This window comes from Sulfitobacter sp. R18_1 (genome assembly GCF_017743915.1).
GTDB lineage: Bacteria > Pseudomonadota > Alphaproteobacteria > Rhodobacterales > Rhodobacteraceae > Sulfitobacter > Sulfitobacter faviae.
On record NZ_JAGHRG010000005.1, the window covers coordinates 89025 to 110804 of the forward strand.

20 protein-coding genes and 1 tRNA gene are annotated in these 21780 nt (G+C 63.6%); 6 read left to right on the plus strand and 15 right to left on the minus strand.

What is annotated here, in order from left to right; genetic code table 11:
• Positions 1-64: 64 nt before the first annotated feature.
• The gene (locus tag J7392_RS11465) at positions 65-1360 is read right to left on the minus strand and encodes a citrate synthase (RefSeq protein WP_067260690.1); all 1296 of its coding nucleotides are present in this window, start codon (positions 1358-1360) and stop codon (positions 65-67) included.
• 114 nt (positions 1361-1474) lie between these two features.
• A complete protein-coding gene (gene gltX, locus J7392_RS11470; protein ID WP_209217668.1) occupies positions 1475-2875 on the minus strand; it encodes a glutamate--tRNA ligase in 1401 nt (466 codons plus the stop codon).
• A gap of 115 nt (positions 2876-2990) precedes the next feature.
• On the opposite strand from gltX, the gene J7392_RS11475 reads away from it, so the two are divergent.
• Positions 2991-5018, plus strand: a complete 2028-nt coding sequence (locus tag J7392_RS11475; protein ID WP_209217669.1) for a ComEC/Rec2 family competence protein — start codon at positions 2991-2993, stop codon at positions 5016-5018.
• Here the strand turns inward: J7392_RS11475 and lexA are convergent.
• The 7 genes from lexA to J7392_RS11510 all read right to left on the minus strand — a co-directional run bounded on the left by lexA (position 5012) and on the right by J7392_RS11510 (position 10492).
• The gene (lexA, locus tag J7392_RS11480; RefSeq protein ID WP_209217670.1) at positions 5012-5707 is read right to left on the minus strand and encodes a transcriptional repressor LexA; all 696 of its coding nucleotides are present in this window, start codon (positions 5705-5707) and stop codon (positions 5012-5014) included. The genes J7392_RS11475 and lexA overlap by 7 nt on opposite strands.
• A gap of 72 nt (positions 5708-5779) precedes the next feature.
• Positions 5780-6952: a gephyrin-like molybdotransferase Glp gene (gene glp, locus J7392_RS11485; RefSeq protein ID WP_209217671.1), complete on the minus strand. Its 1173-nt coding sequence runs from the start codon at positions 6950-6952 to the stop codon at positions 5780-5782.
• Entirely contained in the window at positions 6949-7422 is a 474-nt protein-coding gene (gene moaC, locus J7392_RS11490; protein WP_209217672.1) for a cyclic pyranopterin monophosphate synthase MoaC, read from the minus strand. The genes glp and moaC overlap by 4 nt, the downstream gene beginning before the upstream one ends.
• Positions 7422-8234, minus strand: coding sequence for an indole-3-glycerol phosphate synthase TrpC (gene trpC, locus J7392_RS11495; RefSeq protein WP_209217673.1), 813 nt, complete (start codon positions 8232-8234; stop codon positions 7422-7424). The genes moaC and trpC overlap by 1 nt, the downstream gene beginning before the upstream one ends.
• A gap of 7 nt (positions 8235-8241) precedes the next feature.
• Positions 8242-8901 carry a uracil-DNA glycosylase gene (locus J7392_RS11500; RefSeq protein ID WP_209217674.1) on the minus strand — a complete coding sequence of 220 codons (660 nt, stop codon included), beginning with the start codon at positions 8899-8901 and terminating at the stop codon, positions 8242-8244.
• The gene (trpD, locus tag J7392_RS11505; RefSeq protein ID WP_209217675.1) at positions 8898-9914 is read right to left on the minus strand and encodes an anthranilate phosphoribosyltransferase; all 1017 of its coding nucleotides are present in this window, start codon (positions 9912-9914) and stop codon (positions 8898-8900) included. The genes J7392_RS11500 and trpD overlap by 4 nt, the downstream gene beginning before the upstream one ends.
• Positions 9911-10492 (minus strand): aminodeoxychorismate/anthranilate synthase component II, encoded by a 582-nt coding sequence (locus J7392_RS11510; RefSeq protein WP_209217676.1) that lies wholly within the window; start codon positions 10490-10492, stop codon positions 9911-9913. Before J7392_RS11510 ends, trpD begins: the two co-directional genes overlap by 4 nt.
• Before the next feature lie 166 nt (positions 10493-10658).
• Between J7392_RS11510 and J7392_RS11515 the strand changes: the two genes are divergently transcribed.
• Positions 10659-12218, plus strand: coding sequence for a divergent polysaccharide deacteylase family protein (locus tag J7392_RS11515; RefSeq protein WP_209217677.1), 1560 nt, complete (start codon positions 10659-10661; stop codon positions 12216-12218).
• A gap of 24 nt (positions 12219-12242) precedes the next feature.
• Here J7392_RS11515 and J7392_RS11520 read toward each other — a convergent pair whose 3' ends face one another.
• From J7392_RS11520 to fabI, 6 genes are read right to left on the minus strand one after another with little or no spacing between them, the layout of a single operon-like run.
• Positions 12243-13283 (minus strand): succinylglutamate desuccinylase/aspartoacylase family protein, encoded by a 1041-nt coding sequence (locus J7392_RS11520; protein ID WP_209217678.1) that lies wholly within the window; start codon positions 13281-13283, stop codon positions 12243-12245.
• A 2-nt stretch (positions 13284-13285) separates the two neighbouring features.
• Complete coding sequence (gene trpE / locus J7392_RS11525; protein WP_209217679.1) at positions 13286-14797, minus strand: anthranilate synthase component I; 1512 nt, start codon at positions 14795-14797, stop codon at positions 13286-13288.
• 12 nt (positions 14798-14809) lie between these two features.
• Positions 14810-16654 (minus strand): peptidyl-prolyl cis-trans isomerase, encoded by a 1845-nt coding sequence (locus tag J7392_RS11530; protein WP_209217680.1) that lies wholly within the window; start codon positions 16652-16654, stop codon positions 14810-14812.
• Positions 16655-16684: 30 nt separating this feature from the next.
• Positions 16685-17866, minus strand: coding sequence for an aminotransferase (locus J7392_RS11535; protein WP_209217681.1), 1182 nt, complete (start codon positions 17864-17866; stop codon positions 16685-16687).
• 46 nt (positions 17867-17912) lie between these two features.
• Positions 17913-18446: a xanthine phosphoribosyltransferase gene (gene gpt, locus J7392_RS11540; RefSeq protein ID WP_067261592.1), complete on the minus strand. Its 534-nt coding sequence runs from the start codon at positions 18444-18446 to the stop codon at positions 17913-17915.
• 54 nt (positions 18447-18500) lie between these two features.
• Positions 18501-19307, minus strand: coding sequence for an enoyl-ACP reductase FabI (gene fabI, locus J7392_RS11545; protein WP_067261594.1), 807 nt, complete (start codon positions 19305-19307; stop codon positions 18501-18503).
• A gap of 248 nt (positions 19308-19555) precedes the next feature.
• On the opposite strand from fabI, the gene pdxH reads away from it, so the two are divergent.
• From pdxH to J7392_RS11565, 4 genes are all read left to right on the plus strand, one after another.
• On the plus strand, positions 19556-20161 hold the full coding sequence (gene pdxH, locus J7392_RS11550; protein WP_209217682.1) for a pyridoxamine 5'-phosphate oxidase: 606 nt from the start codon (positions 19556-19558) through the stop codon (positions 20159-20161).
• Positions 20162-20180: 19 nt separating this feature from the next.
• A complete protein-coding gene (locus J7392_RS11555) occupies positions 20181-20726 on the plus strand; it encodes a cold shock domain-containing protein (protein WP_209217683.1) in 546 nt (181 codons plus the stop codon).
• A gap of 23 nt (positions 20727-20749) precedes the next feature.
• The gene (locus J7392_RS11560) at positions 20750-21208 is read left to right on the plus strand and encodes a DUF192 domain-containing protein (protein ID WP_209217849.1); all 459 of its coding nucleotides are present in this window, start codon (positions 20750-20752) and stop codon (positions 21206-21208) included.
• Positions 21209-21285: 77 nt separating this feature from the next.
• Positions 21286-21362, plus strand: a tRNA-Pro gene (locus J7392_RS11565).
• Positions 21363-21780: the final 418 nt, after the last annotated feature.

The following is a 21780-nucleotide window of genomic DNA, read 5'->3' on the forward strand; positions in this document are numbered from 1 at the left end:
CTGGCGGGCTAAACGCGAAACGCCCCGGAAATCCGGGGCGTTTGCATGGTCTTTGAAGGTTGCTTCAGCGGTTCTCGATATCGACGTAGTCGCGCTTGTCTTCGCCGAGGTACAGTTGACGCGGACGGCCGATTTTGAGCTGCGGATCGCTGATCTGCTCTTTCCACTGGGAGATCCAGCCCACGGTCCGCGCCAGCGCGAAGATCGGGGTGAACATCGACGTGGGGAAGCCCATCGCTTCGAGGATGATGCCGGAATAGAAATCCACGTTCGGGAAGAGCTTCTTCTCCGCGAAATACGGATCCTCCAGCGCGGCTTTCTCCAATTCCTTGGCAACCTGAAGGATCGGGTTGTTCTCCACGCCCAGCAGTTCGAGAACCTCGTCGGCGCTTTCCTTCATCACGGTCGCGCGGGGGTCGTGGTTCTTGTAGACGCGGTGGCCAAAGCCCATCAGGCGGAAGGGGTCGTTCTTGTCCTTGGCGCGGGCGATGAACTCAGGAATGCGATCGGGCGTGCCGATTTCCTTGAGCATCTCAAGGCAGGCTTGGTTCGCACCACCATGCGCCGGACCCCAGAGGCAGGCAATGCCAGCGGCGATACAGGCGAAGGGGTTCGCACCGGAAGACGACGCCAAACGCACGGTCGAGGTCGAGGCGTTCTGCTCGTGATCGGCGTGCAGCGTAAAGATCCGGTCCATCGCGCGGCTGAGGATCGGGTTGACCTCATGCTCTTCGGCCGGAACGGCAAAGCACATGCGCAGGAAGTTCGACGCATAGTCGAGATCGTTGCGCGGATAGACGAAGGGCTGGCCGATGGTGTATTTATAGGCCATCGCCGCGATGGTCGGCATCTTGGCGATCAGGCGGATCGTGGCGACCTCACGCTGGTGCTCGTCGTTGATGTCGGTGCTGTCGTGATAGAAGGCCGACATTGCGCCAACCACGCCCACCATGATGGCCATCGGATGCGCATCACGGCGGAAGCCGCGGAAGAAATTCATCATCTGCTCGTGCAGCATGGTGTGGTTGGTCACCAGACACTCGAAATCTTCCAGCGCCTTGGGAGAGGGCAGCTCACCATAAAGCAGCAGGTAGCAGACTTCGAGGTAATGCGACTTCGAGGCCAGTTGTTCGATCGGGTAGCCGCGATGCAGCAGCACGCCTTTGTCACCATCAATGAAAGTGATCGTGCTGTCGCAAGCCGCGGTCGAGGTGAAGCCCGGGTCGTAGGTAAAGACACCCGCCTGCGCATAGAGCTTGCGGATATCGACGACATCGGGCCCGTCAGTGGGGCTGTGAATCGGCAGATCGAAGCTTTGATCGTCGATCGTCAGCGTTGCGGTTTTATTGTTATTGGTCATGAAATCCCTTCCCGAATGTAGGCTGCGGAGATGCCCCCGCCGTCTGGGCCTAGCCCCATATGGGGCTGTCCCGTTCAGTTATACCTGCCGCCCAAAGAAGTGGTGAACCAAAACTTAGGCCGCGGCGTCCGTCAGTCGGGCAAGGGTCTCATCGCGCCCCAGCACCAACATCATGTCAAAAACCGATGGGGTGACTGCCCTGCCAGCCAAGGCCGCCCGAAGCGGCCCCGCCAGCTTGCCAAATTTGGTGTCATGCGCGGCAGCAAAGCCGTTCAGTACCTCCTCCAGCGTTTCTTTGTTCCAGCTAGCATTTTGCAATTGCGGCGTCAATTCCGACAGTATGCCACGGGATACCGTATCGAGATTCTTTGCCGCTTTCTCATCTGGTGTGATCGGGCGTTCGGCCAAGACAAAGGCCGCTTTTTCAAGCAGTTCTGGGAACTTCTTCGCGCGATCTTTCAGGCAGTACATTGCCCGTTCCAACCCCTCGGCCTGACCTTCGGTCAGCGCAGGCTCTCCTGCCGCTTCAAGATAGGCTTCGATCTCGCGCCGCAGCGCGGCATCATCGGCCTGTGCGATATGCTGACCGCAGAGGTTTTCCAGCTTTTTCAGGTCAAACTGTGCGGGGCTTTTGCGGATGCCGTCCAGATCGAACCACTCCTGCGCCTGTGCATCGGTAAAGAATTCGTCATCCCCATGACTCCAGCCCAGACGGGTGAGGTAGTTGCGCATGCCCGCGGCAGGATAGCCCATCACCTGATATTCCTGCGCGCCCAAGGCGCCGTGACGTTTCGACAGCTTCTTGCCATCCGCGCCGTGAATCAGTGGGATATGCGCCCAGACCGGCACGTCCCAGCCCATTGCCTCATAGATCATCATCTGGCGGGCGGCGTTGTTGAGGTGATCGTCGCCGCGCACCACATGGGTCACGCCCATGTCGTGATCGTCCACCACCACGGCCAGCATATAGACCGGCGTGCCGTCCGAGCGCAGCAGGATCATATCGTCGAGCTGGTCGTTGCGGATGGTGACATCGCCCTGCACCTGATCGCGGATCACGGTAGTGCCTTCCAGCGGCGCCTTGATGCGGATGACATAAGGCGCGTCCGGGTGGCTCGCCGGATCGGCATCGCGCCACGGGGAGCGGTAGAGCGTGCTGCGCCCTTCGGCCTTGGCGGCCTCCCGGAAGGCGGTGATTTCTTCTTGGCTGGCAAAGCACTTATAGGCTTTTCCTGAGGCCAGCAGCTCCTGCGCGACTTCGGCGTGGCGCGGGGCATTTTCGAACTGGCTCACGATCTCGCCATCGTGGTCGAGGCCGAGCCACGACATGCCCTGAAGAATCGCCGCCGTCGCTTCGGGGGTGGAACGCGCGCGGTCGGTGTCTTCGATGCGCAGCAGGAATTTACCCCCCCGGCCACGCGCATAGAGCCAGTTGAACAGGGCGGTCCGCGCCCCGCCGATATGCAGGAACCCGGTGGGAGAAGGGGCGAAACGGGTCACAACAGGGGCGTTCATGGCGGAGGGCCTTTCGGTCAGAGATATGCTGTTTGGAGCGGCGTTTACCAATTGGTAACCATCCCGGTCCTAGGATTTGACGCCTGTCTACCCAGTGCGATCCGCGGGGGCAAGCATGGGCCTTTGGAACCAGTTCAGCGCCGTGATGCTGCGCCAGCGCGGGCATCTGTTTTGCTGGGTGCCGGTCTGCCTCGCCTTGGGGATCGGCTCCTATTTTTCGCTGCGGGCGGAGCCTTCGGGGGCGATGCTGGCGGCGGTCGCATGTGTCGTGGTCGTGCTGGCGGTCGTCGCACGGGCGCTGCCTGAGGTCACGGCCCCCTTTGCTGTCGCCGCGGCTTTGGTCCTGCTGGGAGTGCTGCTGGCGGCGTTTCGGGCGCATTCGGTGGCGGCCCCAGTTCTCGGCTGGCGCTACTATGGCCCGGTCGAAGGGCGTGTCGTGGCGCTTGACCGAAGCCAGTCCGACGCGCCGCGCGTGACGCTCGATCAGGTGCGGTTGGATCGGGTGCCGCCCGCGCGCACGCCGCCCCGGGTGCGCGTCTCGCTCCATTCGACGCTCACCGGCGCGATCACGCCCCGGCCCGGGATGCAGGTGATGACCACGGCGCATCTGTCGCCCCCCGCAGGCCCGGTCGAGCCGGGCGGCTTTGATTTCCAGCGCCATGCTTGGTTTTCCGAGTTGGGCGCGGTGGGCTACACCCGCGTGCCGCTCTTGGGCATGGCAGATCCTGTGGAAGGGGGCATCGCGCTGACCCTCTTCCGATTGCGCATGGCCGCCTCCGCGCGGGTACGCGCCCATCTTCCCGGCGATATCGGCGGTTTCGCCGCCGCCATCACCACCGGTGACCGCAGCGCCATCTCGCAAGATGCCCTGCAAGACCTGCGCAGCAGTAATTTGGCGCATCTATTGGCGATCTCGGGCCTGCATATGGGGTTGCTCAGCGGAGTTGTCTTCGGCGCAGCGCGCCTGCTTCTCGCGTTGCATCCGGTCACCGCCACCCGCTGGCCCAGCCGAAGCATCGCCGCGGGGGCCGCTCTGATCGCCGCCACCGGATACCTTGCGCTGTCGGGCGGAAATGTCGCGACCGAGCGCGCGTATATCATGTGCGCCGTGGCTCTATGCGCCCTGATGATCGGGCGGCGGGCGATCTCTCTGCGCGCGGTCGCCATCGCGGGCATCATCGTCCTGACCCTGCGGCCAGAGGCGCTGATGGGGCCGGGGTTTCAAATGTCATTCGCCGCGACCACGGCGCTTGTCGCCGTCTTTGGCTGGATCCGCGATTTCGAAGGTGAGGTCATTCCCAAACGCCTCCGCCCCGTCGCCGCGGTAGTGATTTCTTCGGCCGTCGCGGGCATCGCCACCGCGCCCATATCCGCCGCGCATTTCAACACGATCGCGCATTACGGATTGGTGGCGAACCTGCTCTCGGTCCCCTTGATGGGGGTCTTGGTCATCCCCGCCGCCGTGCTGGCGGCGATCCTTGCGCCCTTCGGCGGTGAAGGAATACCGCTTTGGGCGATGGGTCTGGGCCTTGAGTGGATCCTTTCGGTCGCGGATGTGGTGGCACATCTGCCCGGCGCGCGCAGCTTCGTGCCGGGGCCGGGGGGATGGGTGCTGCCGCTCCTGTCGCTCGGGTTTCTCTGGCTCGTCCTGTGGCAAGGTCATCTGCGTTGGTTCGGCCTGCCCGCGATCTTGCTGTCTTTCACCCTCTGGCAAGGAACCACACGCCCTGACGTGCTTCTCGCCGACACGGGAACGCTCGTGGGCGTCATGACCCCGGCGGGCAGGGCGCTCAGCAAAGACAAAGCCGCAGGTTTCGTCGCGCGCAATTGGTTGGAGAATGATGGCGACGGCGCGGATCAAGCCGTGGCTGCCCAAAGATGGGCGGGCCAAGAGGAGGGTATCATCCATTTGTCAGGAAAACGGGCGGTCGCCGCCTTTAGCGGCTGCCAGCCCGAGGAAGTTGTGGTTGCGTCCGTCGATATGGAGACCGCCCGAAATTGGGGCTGCCAAGTCTACGATCCCTTGCGCCTGCGTGAAACCGGCGCAATCGCGCTGAACAAATCGGCGCAGGGTTGGGAAATCACCACCGCGAAAGACCGCGCCGGGACACGCTTGTGGAACAGCCGCCCGCAGAGTCAGTAGGTGCGGATCAACCCGACCAGTCGCCCCTGAACCTTTACCTTGTCCGAAGGCAGGACCCGCGTTTCATAGGCGGCATTGGCGGCTTCCAAGGCGACTGACGACCCTTGTCTGCGGAAACGCTTCAGCGTCGCCTCCTGATCTTCGACCAAGGCCACCACGATATCACCATTGTCGGCGACGGAGGTTTCGCGGATCACCACGATATCGCCATCGTTAATACCCGCCTCGATCATCGAGTCGCCGCGCACTTCAAGGGCGTAATGCTCCGCCTGACCAGCGATCATCCCGCCGGGCACCGTGACGCTATGGGAAACTTGGGAGATCGCCTCAATCGGGACACCGGCAGCAATCCGGCCCATGACCGGCACATCGAACGCGTGATGCGCGGTGACCGGTTGCGCCGCAGGCGGCGGCGGGGCGTCGGGCCGATCCCCGTCGATCACGCGGGGGCCGAAACCAGGCGCACCGCCTAGGCTCTCGGGTAGCTTGACCACTTCGATCGCACGGGCGCGGTGGGCCAGGCGCCGGATGAAGCCACGCTCCTCCAACGCTGTGATCAGCCGGTGGATGCCGGATTTCGACCGCAAGTCGAGCGCCAATTTCATCTCATCAAAGCTGGGCGGGACGCCGTCGCGCTGCACGCGCTGGTGGATGAAAGAAAGCAGATCGAGTTGTTTTTTGGTCAGCATCGCGCGGCCCCTGAAGCTTTTATTGCTTTTGTTCTAGTGATGTTCTTGTTTTGTGTCAACCGTGGGTTGGCGTTAAATCAAGATGTACTTTTGCAAATCGCCCGCCTTGCGCGCCGGTTCATTAGGCGGGCGGATCATCAGTGCATCGGCCTGCGCGAGCACGGATAGAAGAGACGAATCCTGCCGATCATCCGGCTGGAGCGCGCCATCCCGAAGATGGGCGCGCATGTAATGCGCACGCGGCCCATTCGGGTCAATCTCGCGTCCAAGGGGGGCTTCGCGTATGACAGCATGGAGTTCGGTCAGCCCAAGCATGCGCCGCAGCATCGGCAGCACGAAGATCGCACCGCAAACCATTGCGGAAACTGGGTTTCCCGGCAGCCCGATCATCGCGGCATCACCGATCTTGCCTGCCATCAACGGCTTTCCGGGCCGCATCGCGACCTTGTAAAATGATTGCTCCATGCCAAGCTCAGCCGCCACGGGCGCGATGAGGTCATGATCGCCCACCGACGCGCCGCCGATGGTGACGATTAGATCCGCGCCGCGGGCCAGGGCGAAGGCCTGTTTGACCGATGCTGTGGTGTCCCGCGCGATGGGCAGCATGCGCACTTCGGCGCCCGCCTCTTCGAACATCGCGGCGAGGCCGTAGCTGTTAGAGGCGATGATCTGGTCGTGGCCGGGGTTTTCACCGGGCTGCACCAATTCATCCCCCGTGGCGAGGATCGCGATGATTGGTTTGCGGGTGACGGGCACCTGTGCCACGTTCATCGCAGCCAGCAGCGCCACATCGGCGGGGCGCAAAATGCGCGGGGCGGTTAGGTATTCGCCTTCGGTGAAGTCTCCGGCGGCGGGGCGAATATTGTCTTTGTCATCAATACTGTGGCCGAGGGTGATAAGGTCGCCGCGCCGGGTCACATCCTCTTGGATCACCACGAAATCGGCGCCTTCCGGCACCGGCGCGCCGGTGAAAATGCGGACGGCTTGTCCGGCCCGCAGCGTACCCGCGTAGCTATGGCCCGCCGCGGCTTCGCCGACGACTTTGAACATCGCATCCGGTTCGACTTCGGCGCGGCGCAGGGCGTAGCCGTCCATAGAGGAGGCGGCGAAAGGCGGCTGGCTGCGCTGCGCGCGCACGGGCTGCGACAAGACACGGCCATTGGCGGCGCGAAGGGCGACTTCTTCGGTTTCCAGAGGAGCGACAAGGTTCAGGACGGCTTCCAAAGCCGCTTCGACGCTGATCATGTCGCCTCGTAACGGCCTGATTTACCGCCATCTTTCAGAACGACCCGCGTGCCGCCAATCTCCATCGCCTTATCCACCGCTTTGGCCATGTCATAGACGGTGAGGGCGGTGACGGAGGCCGCAGTGAGGGCCTCCATCTCAACCCCAGTTTGGCCGGTGGTTTTGACGGTGGCGAGAATTCGGATGCCGGGCAGTGCGGTGTCGGGGGTCAGATCGACGCTGACCTTGGTGATCGGCAGAGGATGGCAAAGCGGGATCAGGTCTGCCGTCCGTTTGGCCGCCATGATCCCGGCAAGCCTTGCGACACCCAGAACATCACCCTTCTTAGCGCGCCCTTCAGTTATGATATCAAGGGTTTCCGGCGCCATCTTGATGTAGCTTTCAGCCTTAGCCACCCGCGAAGTCACGGCTTTCTCCGAGACATCGACCATATGGGCATCGCCCTCGGCGTCGAAATGGGTGAGCGCCATTACATCCCTCCGGGAACGAGCGGGTTTGCGAGCAGATCGCGGGTGGCCTGTTCGACATCTTCCTGCCGCATCAGGCTTTCCCCGATGAGGAAGCAGCGCGCGCCGTAGGCCGCCATATCGGCGAGGTCCGCGGGGGTGTATAGGCCGGATTCACAGACCAGCATACGGTCGTGAGGGACGGCCTCTGACAGTTGACGCGTCACATCAAGAGAGGTCTCGAAGGTGTTGAGATTGCGGTTATTTATCCCGATCATGCGGCTGTTGAGCTTTTCGGCCCGGGCCAGTTCCTCCGCGTCATGAACCTCAATCAGCGCGTCCATGCCCCATTCATCTGCGGCTTGCTCAAGTTCCGCGGCCTGCGCGTCTGAAACTGAGGCCATGATGATCAGGATGCAGTCGGCACCAAGGCTGCGCGCTTCGGCGACCTGGTAGGGGTCGTAAAGGAAATCCTTGCGCAGGACCGGTAGATCGCATTCGGCGCGGGCCTCGACGAGGAATTCCTTCGCGCCCTGAAAACTCGGGGTGTCGGTGAGGACCGAGAGGCAGGTCGCGCCGCCTGCGGCATAGGCGCGGGCGAGGGCGGCTGGTTCGAAATCTTCGCGGATCAAACCTTTGGAGGGGCTGGCTTTTTTGATCTCGGCGATCAGGCCGTAGCCTTCGCGGGATGCTTTGTGCAAGCTTTGCGCGAAGGGGCGGACCGGCGGGGCGGCGCGGGCTGCGGCCTCGACCTCTGCCTGCGATTTTTCGGCCTTGGCAGCGGCAATTTCGTCCAGCTTGTAGGCTTTGATTTTTTCAAGAATTGTGGCGGTCATGGCTTCCTCACGGCTTTGTCCAATGTATGCCGGGCTTGCCTTGGCCCTGCAACCAGTCATTCACGCGGCTGAAGGGGCGTGAGCCGAAGAAGCCGCGCCTTGCCGATAGTGGTGAAGGGTGCGGCGTCTCTATCTTCAGGTTCCGCGCCGGATCGACCTCTGCCGCCGCCTTTTGCGCATGCGCCCCCCAAAGCAAGTAGGCGCGGGGGCGATCAGAAAGACGGTTGAGCACCTGAGCGGTCAACTTTTGCCATCCGAGCCTCGCATGCCCATGCGCGCAGCCCGCCGGAACGGTCAGCACGTTGTTGAGCAGCAGAACCCCTTGATCGGCCCAGAACCGCAGGTCTGGGTCTTGCGGTGATGCGCCAAAATCGGCGTCTAACTCTTTGAAGATATTGGCAAGGGAGCGAGGAATGGGGCGCACATCCGGCTCGGCCGAAAAGGCGTAGCCATGGGCGTGGCCGGGTGTGGGATAGGGGTCTTGGCCAAGGATCACCACCTCTACAGCCGACGGTTGCAGATGCTCAAGTGCGGCGAATATCTGCGGGGCGGGCGGTAGGACCACCCTCGTTTCTGCGGCAAGCTGGTCGGCAATACGCGGCCAATCCTCGGCAAAAAAGGGCAGCTCGGCCCATGCGCCGAGGGCAGTGAGGCTGGGTAGCGTCATGCCGACTGGCTGATCTGCGCCACTTTTTCGATCCGGTCACGCGCCGCGCCGCTGTCGATGCTTTCGCGGGCCATCTCGACGCCGGTTTTCAGATCCGGGGCCACATCGGCCACCACCAAAGCAGAGGCTGCGTTCAACAGCACCGCGTCGCGGTAGCCTGATGGAGCTCCGTCAAGGAGCGCTTTGAAATGTTTGGTGTTTTCGGCGGGCTCCCCTCCGGCGATGGCCTCGAACGGATGGACCGGCAGGCCCGCGTCTTCGGGGTGCAATTCGCGCAGGTTGACGACACCGTCTTCCAGTGCTGCGACCCAGCTGACGCCGGTGATGGTCAGCTCATCCGTGCCATCGGAGCCATGCACCAGCCATGCTTTTTCCGAACCGAGCTGCTTGAGTGTCAGCGCCATCGGTTCAATCAGATCGCGGGTATAGGCGCCGGTCAGCTGCCGTTTGACCCCTGCCGGATTGGTCAGTGGCCCAAGGATGTTGAAAATCGTGCGGGTGCCAAGTTCGGACCGGGTCGGCATGACATGGGCGACGGCGGGGTGGTGCATGGGGGCCATCATGAAACCGATACCGGCCTCAGCCAACTCACGCTCGACCACCGCGGGGCCGACCATGACGTTGATCCCCAGTTGCGACAGCGCGTCGGAAGCACCTGATTTCGAGCTGAGGTTGCGGTTGCCATGTTTTGCCACGACAGCGCCCGCGCCCGCGGCCACGAAAGCGGCGGCGGTTGAGATGTTCAGCGTGCCCTTGCCGTCACCGCCGGTGCCAACGATGTCGATCGCGCCTTCGGGCGCGCGCACGGCGTTGCATTTGCTGCGCATGACCTGTGCCGCGGCTGCATATTCGGTGACCGTTTCGCCGCGTGTGCGCAGCGCCATGAGGAACCCGCCGATCTGGCTGGGGGTCGCTTCGCCCTCGAACAGAATTTCAAAGGCTTCAACGGCCTGATCCGAGGTCAGCGGCCCGTTCGCGGCGGCATCCAGCAGGGGTTTCAGCGCGCTACTCATGCCGGGACCTTCATCTCGTTCAGGAAGTTTTGCAGCAGGGCGTGGCCATGCTCGGACCGGATCGATTCCGGGTGGAATTGCACGCCGTGTAGCGGCAAGTCGCGGTGTTGCAGGCCCATGATGGTGCCGTCTTCAAGCGCTGCGGTAATCTCAAGGCAGTCGGGCAGGCTCGCGCGTTCGACCACCAGCGAGTGATAGCGCGTGGCCCCGAAGGGCGAGGGAAGCCCGGCTAAAACGCCGCGCCCGTCGTGCTGCATCTGGCCCAGTTTACCATGCACGATATCATCCGCGCGCACGACCTTGCCGCCGAAGGCTTGGCCAAGCGTCTGATGGCCAAGGCAGACCCCCAGAAGCGGCAGGCGCGCGGCGGCGGCGGCATGGGTCAGCTCTAGGCAAATTCCTGCTTGGTCGGGGTCGCAGGGGCCGGGAGACAGCAGGATACCGGCGGGGTTCATGGCCATCGCTTCGCCCACGCTGAGCGCATCGTTGCGGTGCACCTGCACATCCGCCCCGAGGCTGCCCAGATAGTGGACCAAGTTATAGGTAAAGCTGTCGTAGTTATCGATGAGCAGCAGCACAGGCAGGCATTTCTTTGTATTAGGACTGGAGAAACCGCGCCGGAGCGCGGTATAGGTTTTCGCATACATGTTCAGGCTTGAACCCCATCGTCAAGAGTTTGGGGCAAGCCAATTGAGGGGAACGCCGGGCTTTCTTGCCATGGCGCAGACAGCAGGAGTAGCGCAGATGGCACGCGGAGTTCTGAGCGGGCTGATTTGGGGCGGTGTGGCAAGCATCGGTGTGGCCGGTGCGGTGTCGCTGATGATGCCTTTGCCACTGCCGCCGCAGGTGGGCGATGCGCCCGGATCTGGCCCCGCGCCAGCGCGGATCAACGTGACGGATGCAGGCGAGCAGGGGCGCAGCCGCGATAGCGCGCCGGTGTTGAACGCCCCCGCGCCGCGCGCGGATGTGCCGCAGCAAGACAGCCTCGCCGCGCTCGACCCCGACACACAGACCTCGGCCAGCCTGCCAGAGACTGGCGGTGCGGAGGGGCTCAGCACCCCCGCAGCCCCCGAGGGGCAGACGCCGATGTCCCCCGGCGCGGAAGAGCCTGTCATGCCCAATCCGCAGGCCACGGCGCCGGATGCGCCGCCCGCGGCGGATGAGCTTTCGATCAGCACCGAACCCGCGCAGCCGCCCGCGCCGGATGTGGCGGATATCGAAGGGGCCTTTGACGCGCCGCAGGGCATGGCCGCGCCGGAGGTCGAAGAGGAGGAGGCGATCACCCTGCCGGCGGAGGAGGTTGTGATCGAAGAGCCGGAGGTTGAAGCCGATGCGCTTGAAGACGCGCCTCGCGGTGAGGCGGAGGCCGCTGAGGCTGATCTGTCTTTCCCGATGCCTGAGCCGGAGAGCATCGAGGGGGCGAGCCCCGCGCCGCTGGAAGAGACGGAGGTTGCCGAAGCCACCCCAGAACCTACTGAAACCGAAGCCGACAGCCGCCCGGCCATCGGCACACCAGCGACCAGCCTGACCGAGCGAGACACAGGCGTCGTGATCAACCGCCCCGGCGCAGAGGGGGCGGCAGAGCCCGCTGAAGCTGACGAAATCGTGAATGAAGACCCGCGCCCCGTAGTGGTCAACAGCCTCGCCGTGGACCTGCCCGAGGGCAAGCCGCTGATGAGCGTGGTGCTGATCGACGATGGCACCTCGGTCACCGCAGGCAGCGCCGGGCTGGCCGCATTGCGCAGCTTTCCCTATCCGCTGAGTTTCGCCGTCGATAGCACCCTGCCGGATGCCGCCGAGCGGGTGGAAACCTACCGCGAGGCCGGGTTCGAGGTCTTGGCCATGGTGGACCTGCCGCAGGGCGCGCAGCCCAGCGACGCCGAGACTACATTTGGCGCCACGCTCGACCAGATTGGCCCGGTGGTGGGGGTGTTGGAAGGCACCGAAAGCGGCTTTCAAGGCAGCCGCGCGCTGGCCGATCAGGTGACGGATATCCTCGCGCAATCCGGCCACGGGCTGGTCACGCAGGACAAGGGGCTTAACACCATGCCCAAGCTGGCCCGCAAGGTGGGTGTGCCTGCCGATCCGGTTTTTCGCGATTTTGACAGCAAGGATCAATCGGCCCGGGTGATCCGGCGTTTTCTGGATCAAGCGGCTTTCAAAGCGGGGCAGGAGGGTGCTGTGATCATGCTGGGCCGCCTGCGGCCCGATACCGTCTCCGCCCTGTTGCTCTGGGGTCTGCAAGACCGCGCGAGCGATGTTGCCTTGGTCCCGATCTCGGCGGTGCTGCTGCGCGAGGAGTGACCCCGCGCACGGCGCGCCGTGGCGCTAGATAATCTCGTCCTCGTCGAAGAGCGGGTCTTCCTCCAACTGGCTGGCGAGTTCGTCCACCGTCGCCTCCGCCGCGCGGGGGCCGAGTTTGGCGAGGTGAAAGACCGCATCGCCTTCGTTAACAATGGGCAGCATCGCCCGCCCGATGAGGATGCCGGGCCCATCGGCCAGAAGCTCGGCCTCCTCCTTGCCGAATGGGCCCGAGACGATGGCCAGAAGATCGCCCTCGGCGACGGTTTCCCCCTCGGCCCGGAAGGTGCGCAGCAGGCCCCCTGCGGGGGCGCGCAGCCAATGGGAAGCGGTGCAGATATAGGGCGCGCTGCGGGCGCGGGCGATGCCCTTGGCGGGCAGCATGTCTTGCCCGCGCATGACCCGCAGGATGCCCGCCAGACCCGCCCGCACGGCCATCTCGTCAAAGCGCAGCCCTTCGCCCGCCTCGTAGAGCAGGATCGGCGTGCCTTGTTTCGCGGCGACCGCCCGCAGCGATCCGTCGCGCAGGGGGGAGGTCAGCACCACCGGCGCGCCGAAATCCAGCGCCATTTTCTGGGTCACCTTATCCGCCGGAGAGACGCGCACCTGCGGCAGGTTCGTGCGGTGGATCGCCGCCGAATGCAGATCGACACCAAAGTCGCAGCGCAGCACCACCTCTTGCAAAAAGATATGCGCCAGCCGCGCGCCGAGGCTGCCGGTGGGCGAGCCGGGGAAACAGCGGTTCAGATCGCGTCGGTCTGGCAGGTAGCGCGAGCGGTTCAGGAAACCGAAGGAGTTCACGACAGGCACGACAATGAGTGTGCCGCGCAGCGCCGAGAGTTGCGGCGCGCGCAACAGGCGGCGCAGGATCTCCACGCCGATCACCTCATCCCCATGCACCGCTGCTGAGACGAACATCGTCGGCCCGGGCCGTTTGCCGTGGAAGATTTCCAGCGACAGATGCACCGGCGTGTGGTCCGGCAGGATCGAGACGGGCAGATCAACAGCAAGGCTGCTGCCGGGGGCGACGGAATGCCCCGCGATCTGGAAGGGCGCGCGGGGGGCCATGGTCAGCCGTTGCCCTTGCCACCGAAACGCGACGCATCCGCAGCCGCGCGGCGGATCGCGCCGGATTTATGCACGGTTTCCATGAACTCGGCCTCGGGGTCGCTGTCATAGACCACGCCGCCGCCTGCTTGGATGTAGAGCGTTTCGTCCTTCACCACGGCGGTGCGCAGGGCGATGCACATGTCCATGTCGCCACCCGCGCTGAAATAGCCCACGCCGCCGCCATAGACGCCACGTTTCTCGGGCTCCAACTCGTCGATGATCTCCATCGCGCGGACCTTTGGCGCGCCGGAAACGGTGCCTGCGGGCATCCCGGCGAAGAAGGCGTCGAGCGCATCCTTGCCCTCTTTCAACTCGCCCACCACGTTGGAGACGATGTGCATGACGTGGCTGTAACGCTCCACGATGAACTCTTCCGTCGGGCGCACGCTACCGATCTTAGCAACCCGGCCCACGTCGTTGCGGCCCAGATCCAGCAGCATCAGGTGTTCTGCCAACTCCTTGGGGTCGCTGAGCAAATCGGCTTCCAGCGCGCGATCTTCTTCCGGGGTCGCGCCGCGCTTGCGGGTGCCTGCGATGGGGCGGATGGTCACTTCGTTGCCGAAGACCCGCACGAGGATTTCGGGGCTGGCGCCCACCACATGGAAGCCGCCGAAGTTGAAATAGAACATGAATGGCGAGGGGTTGGTGCGCCGCAGGCTGCGGTAGAGCGCGAAGGGCGGTTGGGTGAAACCTTGGGCCCACCGCTGGCTCGGCACCACCTGAAAGATATCGCCCGCCTTGATATAGTCGCGCGCCTTTTCCACCGCGGATTTATAGCCCTCGCGGGTGAAATTGCTGACCGGCTCCGGCGCGTCTTCGGCCTCTCCCAAATCGCGGGAGGTTTGTGGCATGGCGCGTTCCAGATCGCGCACGGCATCCATCACCCGCTCAGCCGCTTGGGCATAGGCGGCACGCGCCGTCTGGCCTTCGGAGACCCAAGCGGGGGAGACGATGGTCACCTCGCCTTTGACCCCGTCAAGGACTGCGACGACCGAAGGGCGTACCATCACGGCGTCGGGCAGGCCCAGAGGGTCGGGGTTCACATTGGGCAGATGTTCCACCAGCCGGATCATGTCATAGCCGAGGTAGCCAAAAAGCCCGGCGGCGGCTTGCGGCAGATCGTCGGGCAGGGTGATCCGCGATTCCGCGATCACGTCGCGCAGACGGTCCAGCGGGTCACCGGGCATATCCTCAAAGGCATCGGCATCATAGCGCGCCGCGCGGTTTAGCGCGGAGGTCTTGCCCCGGCAGCGCCAGATCAGATCGGGCTTCATGCCTATGATCGAATAGCGCCCGCGCACATCGCCGCCGGTGACGGATTCCAACACAAAGGCATTCTCCGCCGCGCCGGTGAGTTTCAGCATCAAGGACACAGGCGTGTCGAGATCGGCGGCAAGGCGGGTGTAGACGATCTGATTCTCGCCCGCCTCATAGGCGCGGGCGAAACTATCGAAATCCGGGGTCAGGGCCATCAAAATTGCCTATCAGGGAAAGTTCACATGCACGGCATTGATCGCGCGCTGGTCGATCTGGGGATCGGCGTCGCGCATGACGGCATTGCTGTAGATATCGAAAAGACCTTGGGCCAGCGCTTGATCCAACTGCTGCGAGAGGCGGTCCATCAGCGCTTGGGTCTGGTCGTCTTCGCCCGCCGGTGTCACGGCATCAAGGCGCAGAACCACGACGCTATCGCCCGCAGGCAGGACGGCCACGCCGCCTTCGTCGAGGTCAAAGACCTGATCCATGAAATCGTCCGGCGTGCCGTCGACATAGGAGCTGCGGGTCAGCCCTTCGCCAAGCTGAGGCGAAAGACCGGCGGCTTCAAAACCCCCTTCTTCGGCCAGCGTCTCGGTCAGGCTCTCGGCCTTTTCGGTCAGCGCCTCGACGATCTGAGCGTTGCGCCATGCGGTCTCAACGGCCTCGCGGGCCTCTTCGAAAGGTTCGGGGCGCGCGTCTTTGGTCTCATCCAGACGCATGGCAAAGATACCGCCGTCTTCGAGTTGATCGATCTGCGGGAAGTCATTGGCACTCAGCCCCGCCGCGGCCTCGCGGAAGGCGCCATAGGCGGCGATGCCCTCGCTGCTGTCTTGGGTCCAATCGATGGTGCCAAGGCGCATTTTGGTCTCTTGGGCCAAGTCTTCGAGCGTGGCACCCCCGGCAAGCTGGTCGTCAATCTCTTGCGCGCGGGCCTCGACAGCGCGGGTGGCGCGGGAGATGGCAAGGGTCTCTTCCAGCACGTCACGGGCCTCTTCAAAAGGCACATGCTGCGCGGGAAGGATGGCGTTCACACGGAACAGGGCCGGCCCAAGCGAGCTGGGCAGCGGGCCTACGATATCACCGCTTTCGGCGGCAAAGACCGCATCGCCTGCATCAGCAAGATCGGATTTCGCGACATCGCCCAGATCGACATCCGCCAAGGCCAGGCCGCGCTCTTCGACCAGTGCCTCGAAAGTGGTGCCGTCGACCTCAAGCGCTGCGGCGGCGCGGTCTGCGGCCTCCTGATCGGCAAAGACCAGACGTTCGACCAAACGCCGCTCGGGCTGGTCGTACTCGTCGCTGCGGGCGTCATATTCGGCGCGCAGTTCTTCTTCGGGCACCTCAACTTCGTCCAGCAGGTCTTCGGGGGCGAGCCAAGCGTAGGTGATGCTTTTGCTGGCGGGCAGCATGAAGTCATCGGTGTTGGCGTCGTAATAGGCGCGCAATTCGTCTTCGGTGGCGGCGGGCAGGGGCGCGTCGAGGTCATCCTCGCTCAGCCGGGCCCAAGTGAAGCTGCGCTCTTCGGCAACGTAATCGACCAGCGTGCGGGCATAGGTGTCGGGCATGGAGACGCCGCCCAGAATGGCGCGTTGGAGCAGGCCGCGCGCGGCTTCTTCGCGGATCGAGCGTTCGAACTCAGCCTCGCTCATCCCGCTTTGCTGAAGGGCAAAGCGGTACCCTTCGCGGTCAAAGTTGCCGTCGATCCCTTGGAAGGCCGAGATCGCCACGATCTCATCGCGCAGGGCGGCGTCCCCGATGGAGATGCCCATTTCGTCGGCTTCGTGGTCCAGCGCGCGGTTGCGCACGATCCGTTGCAGCACGGCGCGGTCCAGCCCCATTTCTTGGGCGCGGGCGAAGGGCAGGCTCTCCCCCGTTTGCGCTTCGATCGCGCGGATTTCCTGCTGTAACTGGCGGGCGTATTGATCGACCGAAATGGACTTGTCGCCCACGGTGCCGATGCTGCGCAGATTGCCGCTGAGGTTGATCGCGCCAAAGCCGCCCAGACCCAAGATCAGAAGAGCCATCAAGGCCCAGACGGCGGTTTTCGAAAAGCTGAAGCCCTTTTTGGCCATGACACGGTCCCTCGTTGATTTCGGACCTGTCTATGCGTTGCGTGGCAGGGCTGCAAGCCTGTCGAAAAGCACCTTTAGACCGGCCGCGTCGAGGTTGGCAAAGGCGATGCGCAACTGGCTTTCGCCGCGGGCGTCACCCTCGGGCTGGAACATCGTGCCGGGAAGGCAGAGCACGCCCGCGTCGCGCACCAGATCGCGCGCCAGATCGGCCGAGGAGAGCTCGAAGGGGTGGCGCATATAGGCGAAATAGCCACCCAGCCCCAGAAGCTCCCAGCCCAGCGGTTCAAGCCGGGGCATCAGGTCGGCAATGGCGGCGCGGCGGGCGAGGATTTCCTCGCGTTCTTCGGCGAGCCATGCGCTGAGGTTCTGCATCCCCCAAAGCGCGCCGTGTTGGCCGATCTGCGCGGGGCAGATGGCGACGGTGTCGAGGAATTTCTCGACCTCGGCCAACCGTGCGCGGCTGGCGATCAGCGCGCCGACGCGGTGGCCGGTCAGGCGGTAGGCTTTGGAGAAGGAATAGAGGTGGATGAGCGTGTCATGCCAATCGGGGTCGCGGAACAGCGCGTGTGGCGCGCCGGGACGGCTGTGGAAATCGCGGTAGGTCTCATCAAGGATTAGCGCGATGCCGTGGCGACGCGCTAATTCGAAGAATTCCTGCACGAGGGCGGCGGGATATTCCACGCCGCCGGGATTGTTCGGCGTGACCAGCGCGATGGCACGGGTGCGCGGGGTGATGGAGGCCGCGGCTTTTTCGGGGTCGGGCAGCATGTCGGCCTCGACGGGCAGTGGCACCGCGGTGACGCCGCTCATGTCGAGCCACATCTTGTGATTGAAGTACCACGGCGTCGGGATGATGACCTCGTCGCCCTCGCCGCAGAGCGTGGCGATGGCGGCGGCGAAAGCCTGGTTGCAGCCGGAGGTGATGCAGACCTGTTCGTCGGTCACCACGCCCGCGTATTTCTCCGCCGTCTGCCGCGCCAGTTCGGCGCGCAGCTCCGGCAGGCCCAGCACCGGCCCGTAGAGATGCGCCTCATCGTTGTTCAGCGTGACCTCGGCCATCGCCCGGCGCAACCCCTCGGGGGGCGGATCGACGGGCGCGGCTTGGCTGACGTTAATAAGCGGACGGTCAGGCGGGAAGTCGACGCCATCGAGCCAGCGCCGCGCCTCCATCACCGGGGGGAAGAACGTGGTGGCGGTGCGCGGAAGCGTCATGGGGGTATCCGGTCAGATAGGGGCAGGGCAGGTGGCGCGGGGCCGGTCAGTCCTTGCCGCGGTAGGGTTCGACATATTGCAGGGCCATGTCCCACGGGAAGAAAATCCATGTGTCCTGGCTGACGCCGGTGATGAAGGTATCGACCTGCGGTTCGCCCTCGGGCTTGGCGTAGACAGTGGCGAAATGCGCCTGCGGGTAAAGCTCGCGCACCAGTTCGATGGTCTTGCCGCTGTCGACCAGATCATCGACGATCAGGATGCCGGTGCCGTCGCCCATCATCTCGGCATCGGGGGATTTCAGCACTTTTGCCTCGCGGCGCTGGTCGGCGGCCCCGCCGCCCGAGTGGTAGGACATGACCGAGATCGTGTCGACGGTGCGGATGTCGAGTTCGCGCGCGACGATCATCGCGGGCGCCATGCCGCCACGGGTGATCGCCACGACCGCACGCCACGCGCCATCATCGGGGCCCAAACCATCGAGCCGCCAGGCCAGCGCGCGGCTGTCGCGGTGGATCTGATCCCAGGAAATGTGAAAGCCCTTTTCATGGGGCAGGCGCGAGGCGTCCTTGGATTTGGTCATGGTGGTCCTTTGCAGCAGCTGGCGCGGGCACCCGCGCGAATTAATTTGGGCGGCTTATTCCTTGGACATGTCGGGCGCGTCAACCGCCTTCATGCCGACGACGTGATAGCCCGCGTCGACATGCAGGTTCTCGCCCGTGGTGCCGCTGCCCAGATCCGACAGCAAAAACAGCGCGGCCTTGCCCACGTCCTCGGTGGTGACGTTGCGGCGCAGGGGCGAGTTATACTCGTTCCATTTCATGATGTAGCGGAAGTCGCCGATGCCGGAAGCCGCCAGCGTCTTGATCGGCCCCGCCGAGATCGCGTTGACGCGGATGCCGTCCTTGCCCAGATCCTCGGCGAGGTATTTAACACTCGCCTCCAACGCCGCCTTGGCCACGCCCATGACATTGTAATGCGGCATCACCTTCTCGGCGCCGTAGTAGGTGAGCGTCAGGGCGCTGGCCCCGGGCGACATCATCTTCTCGGCGCGCTGCATCACGGCGGTGAAGGAATAGACGGAGATGTCCATCGACATGGCGAAATTGCCGCGGCTGGTGTCAACATAGCGGCCGCGCAGCTCGCCCTTGTCGGAAAAGCCAATGGCGTGAACGATGAAATCCAGCTCTCCCCAACGTTCTTTCAGGCTCTCGAAAAGCGCGTCGATCGATGCTTCATCGCCCACGTCGCAGGGCAGAACGATGTCGCTGCCAAGCTGCTCGGCCAGTGGGCCTACGCGTTTTTTCAGCGCTTCGCCTTGGTAGGAAAAAGCAAGCTCCGCCCCCGCATCGGCCAGCGCTTTGGCCACGCCCCATGCGATGGATTTGTCATTCGCCAGCCCCATGATGAGCCCGCGCTTGCCCTGCATCAGTTCGTTTCCCATTCCGCCGCCTTGTCTATGTTCTTGTCTATGTTCCGTTGAGGTTGTCTTGGTCTAGGCGATTGCAGCGCTACCATCAAGACTGCACTGGCGCCTTCACCCCCGAGATTTGCCATAAGATCGGCGGCTAACTGTCGGAAATCGGGTGAGGTTGTCCTTTGAGTTGCCGATTGTTAACAAATGCCATACCGAAGAGATCGGACCCCGGCGTAGAACCGGTGACAGGCAAAGCACTCTGAAGGAGATGCCGAATGGAGACGCGGACTGGTATTTTTGCGGGGGATGATCCCTTTGCAATTGCGCAGCGTTGGCTTTCCGAAGCAGAGGCGAGCGAGCCTAATGATCCCAATGCCATCGCGCTCAGCACGGTAGATTCGCAAGGTCTGCCCAACGCCCGCATGGTGCTGCTGAAAGAGATCGAGCCGGAGGCTTTTGTCTTTTACACCAATTACGAAAGCCAGAAGGCGCAGGAACTGGACGGCACGGGCAAGGCGGCCTTTGTCATGCACTGGAAATCCCTGCGCCGTCAGGTGCGGGTGCGCGGCTTGATCAGCCGAGAGGACGGACCGCAGGCCGATGCCTATTACGCCTCGCGCTCGCTCAAAAGCCGTCTGGGGGCTTGGGCCTCGCGTCAATCGCAGCCGCTCTCAGGCCGCGGTGCGCTGATGGCCGAGGTGGCCAAGGTGACCGCGCAGAAAGGGGTGAACCCTGAGCGCCCCCCGTTCTGGGGCGGCTACCGGATCACCCCGCTGGAAATCGAATTCTGGGCCGATGGCGAGTTTCGCCTGCATGACCGTTTCCAATGGCGGCGCGCAGATGTCGCGGCACCCTGGGCCGTGACCCGGCTCAACCCCTGATCTGACGGCGCGATACCCCATGAAAGATGTGTCTGAAACCCAAGCGGAACCAGCGGCGATAGATGACCCCCTCGAAGGCGTGGTCAAATGGTTCGACCCGGTCAAGGGCTTCGGCTTTGTCGTCGCGGATGCGGGCGGGGCGGACATCCTGCTGCACGTCAATGTCCTGCGCAATTACGGCCAAAGCTCTGTCGCGGATGGGGCGCGGGTGGCGGTGCGCATCCAACAGACCGAGCGCGGCGCGCAGGCGGTCGAAGTGCTCTCTGTCGAGGCGCCCAGTGAACTGCCTGCCGCCGTGGTGGAATTCGCCGGTTTTGACCCCGAGCAACTGGCCACCGCCGAATTTGAGCCCGCCCGTGTCAAATGGTTCGACAAGGCCAAGGGATTCGGGTTTGCAAATGTCTTTGGCTGCGCGGAAGATGTGTTTTTGCATATCGACGTGCTGCGCCAATCCGGACTTTGTGATTTGCAACCGGGCGAAGCACTTGCCATGCGTGTGATTGTTGGCGATCGGGGCCATCTGGCGGCGGAGGTAAGCTCATGGGACGCAGTGATAGACGGCTAAAGGTCGGGCGACTGGCAAGGTATATGTCAGGGGCGGCACTGGCTGGCTTGTTGCTGACCGGCGCGGCGGTGGCCGAGGTTTGCCGTATCGATTCCGTGACGCTCCGCGGGGAGTGGGGCAAGGCCCGCTTCTCTGTCGAAGTGGCCGATGACACGGCGGAACGTGCCAAGGGGCTGATGCATCGGCGTTCGCTGCCGCTGAGCGCGGGCATGCTCTTTATCTACGAAAGACCTCAGCCGCTGAATTTCTGGATGCGCAACACGTTGATCCCGCTGGACCTGCTGTTCATCGACGAAAGGGGCGTGGTGCAGAAGATCCACCACTCCGCCAAACCGCTGGACGAAACACCGATCCCGGGCGGCGACGATCTGCTGTCGGTGCTGGAGATTAACGGCGGCTTGTCAAAACGCCTTGGCATCACCGAAGGCAGCGAAATCCGCCATCCGGCCTTTGCCGGGAACGCCCCGGCTTGGCCCTGCTAAAGACTTCGCGGATTTTCCGATTTTAAGGTCAATCGGGGCTTTTCAATTGGCGGGCTTATGGCTAAAGAAGCCCCAGTCGGAGCGTGGCGCAGCCTGGTAGCGCACCTGTTTTGGGTACAGGGGGTCGGAGGTTCGAATCCTCTCGCTCCGACCACTTTCTTCCAGCATCGCTGATGTAGCGCTTCCCGCTTCGGTTGAGGCGCGCCCGTTGTCCTTTCCTCATTCTGCACAAGATATAGTAGCTGCCGCCGCCGCATTGGCAGGTTTGCGCCTGTGCGCGCCAAGATCGTGATGATTCTGCCGCGGTTTTAGACGCGGACATGGGGCAGAGGGCTTGGGCCGGGTGATCGTGGCACATAGCCCACTTTCGGCGGCCTGTCGCCCGGTGGGTGGTCTTGGGCTGTGGATGAATTCAACCAATCTCTCAAACACCTCCGCTAACCCGGCCCCGGCAATGGATTATTTCAAAGCCGCCCACCAATCGGACTTGCGGGTATCTTTGGGGATATCCTGAGGCTGAATCACTGGGGTAGGGCGCGGGGCAAATCAGGGGGCTTCGGTCAACTCCCCGC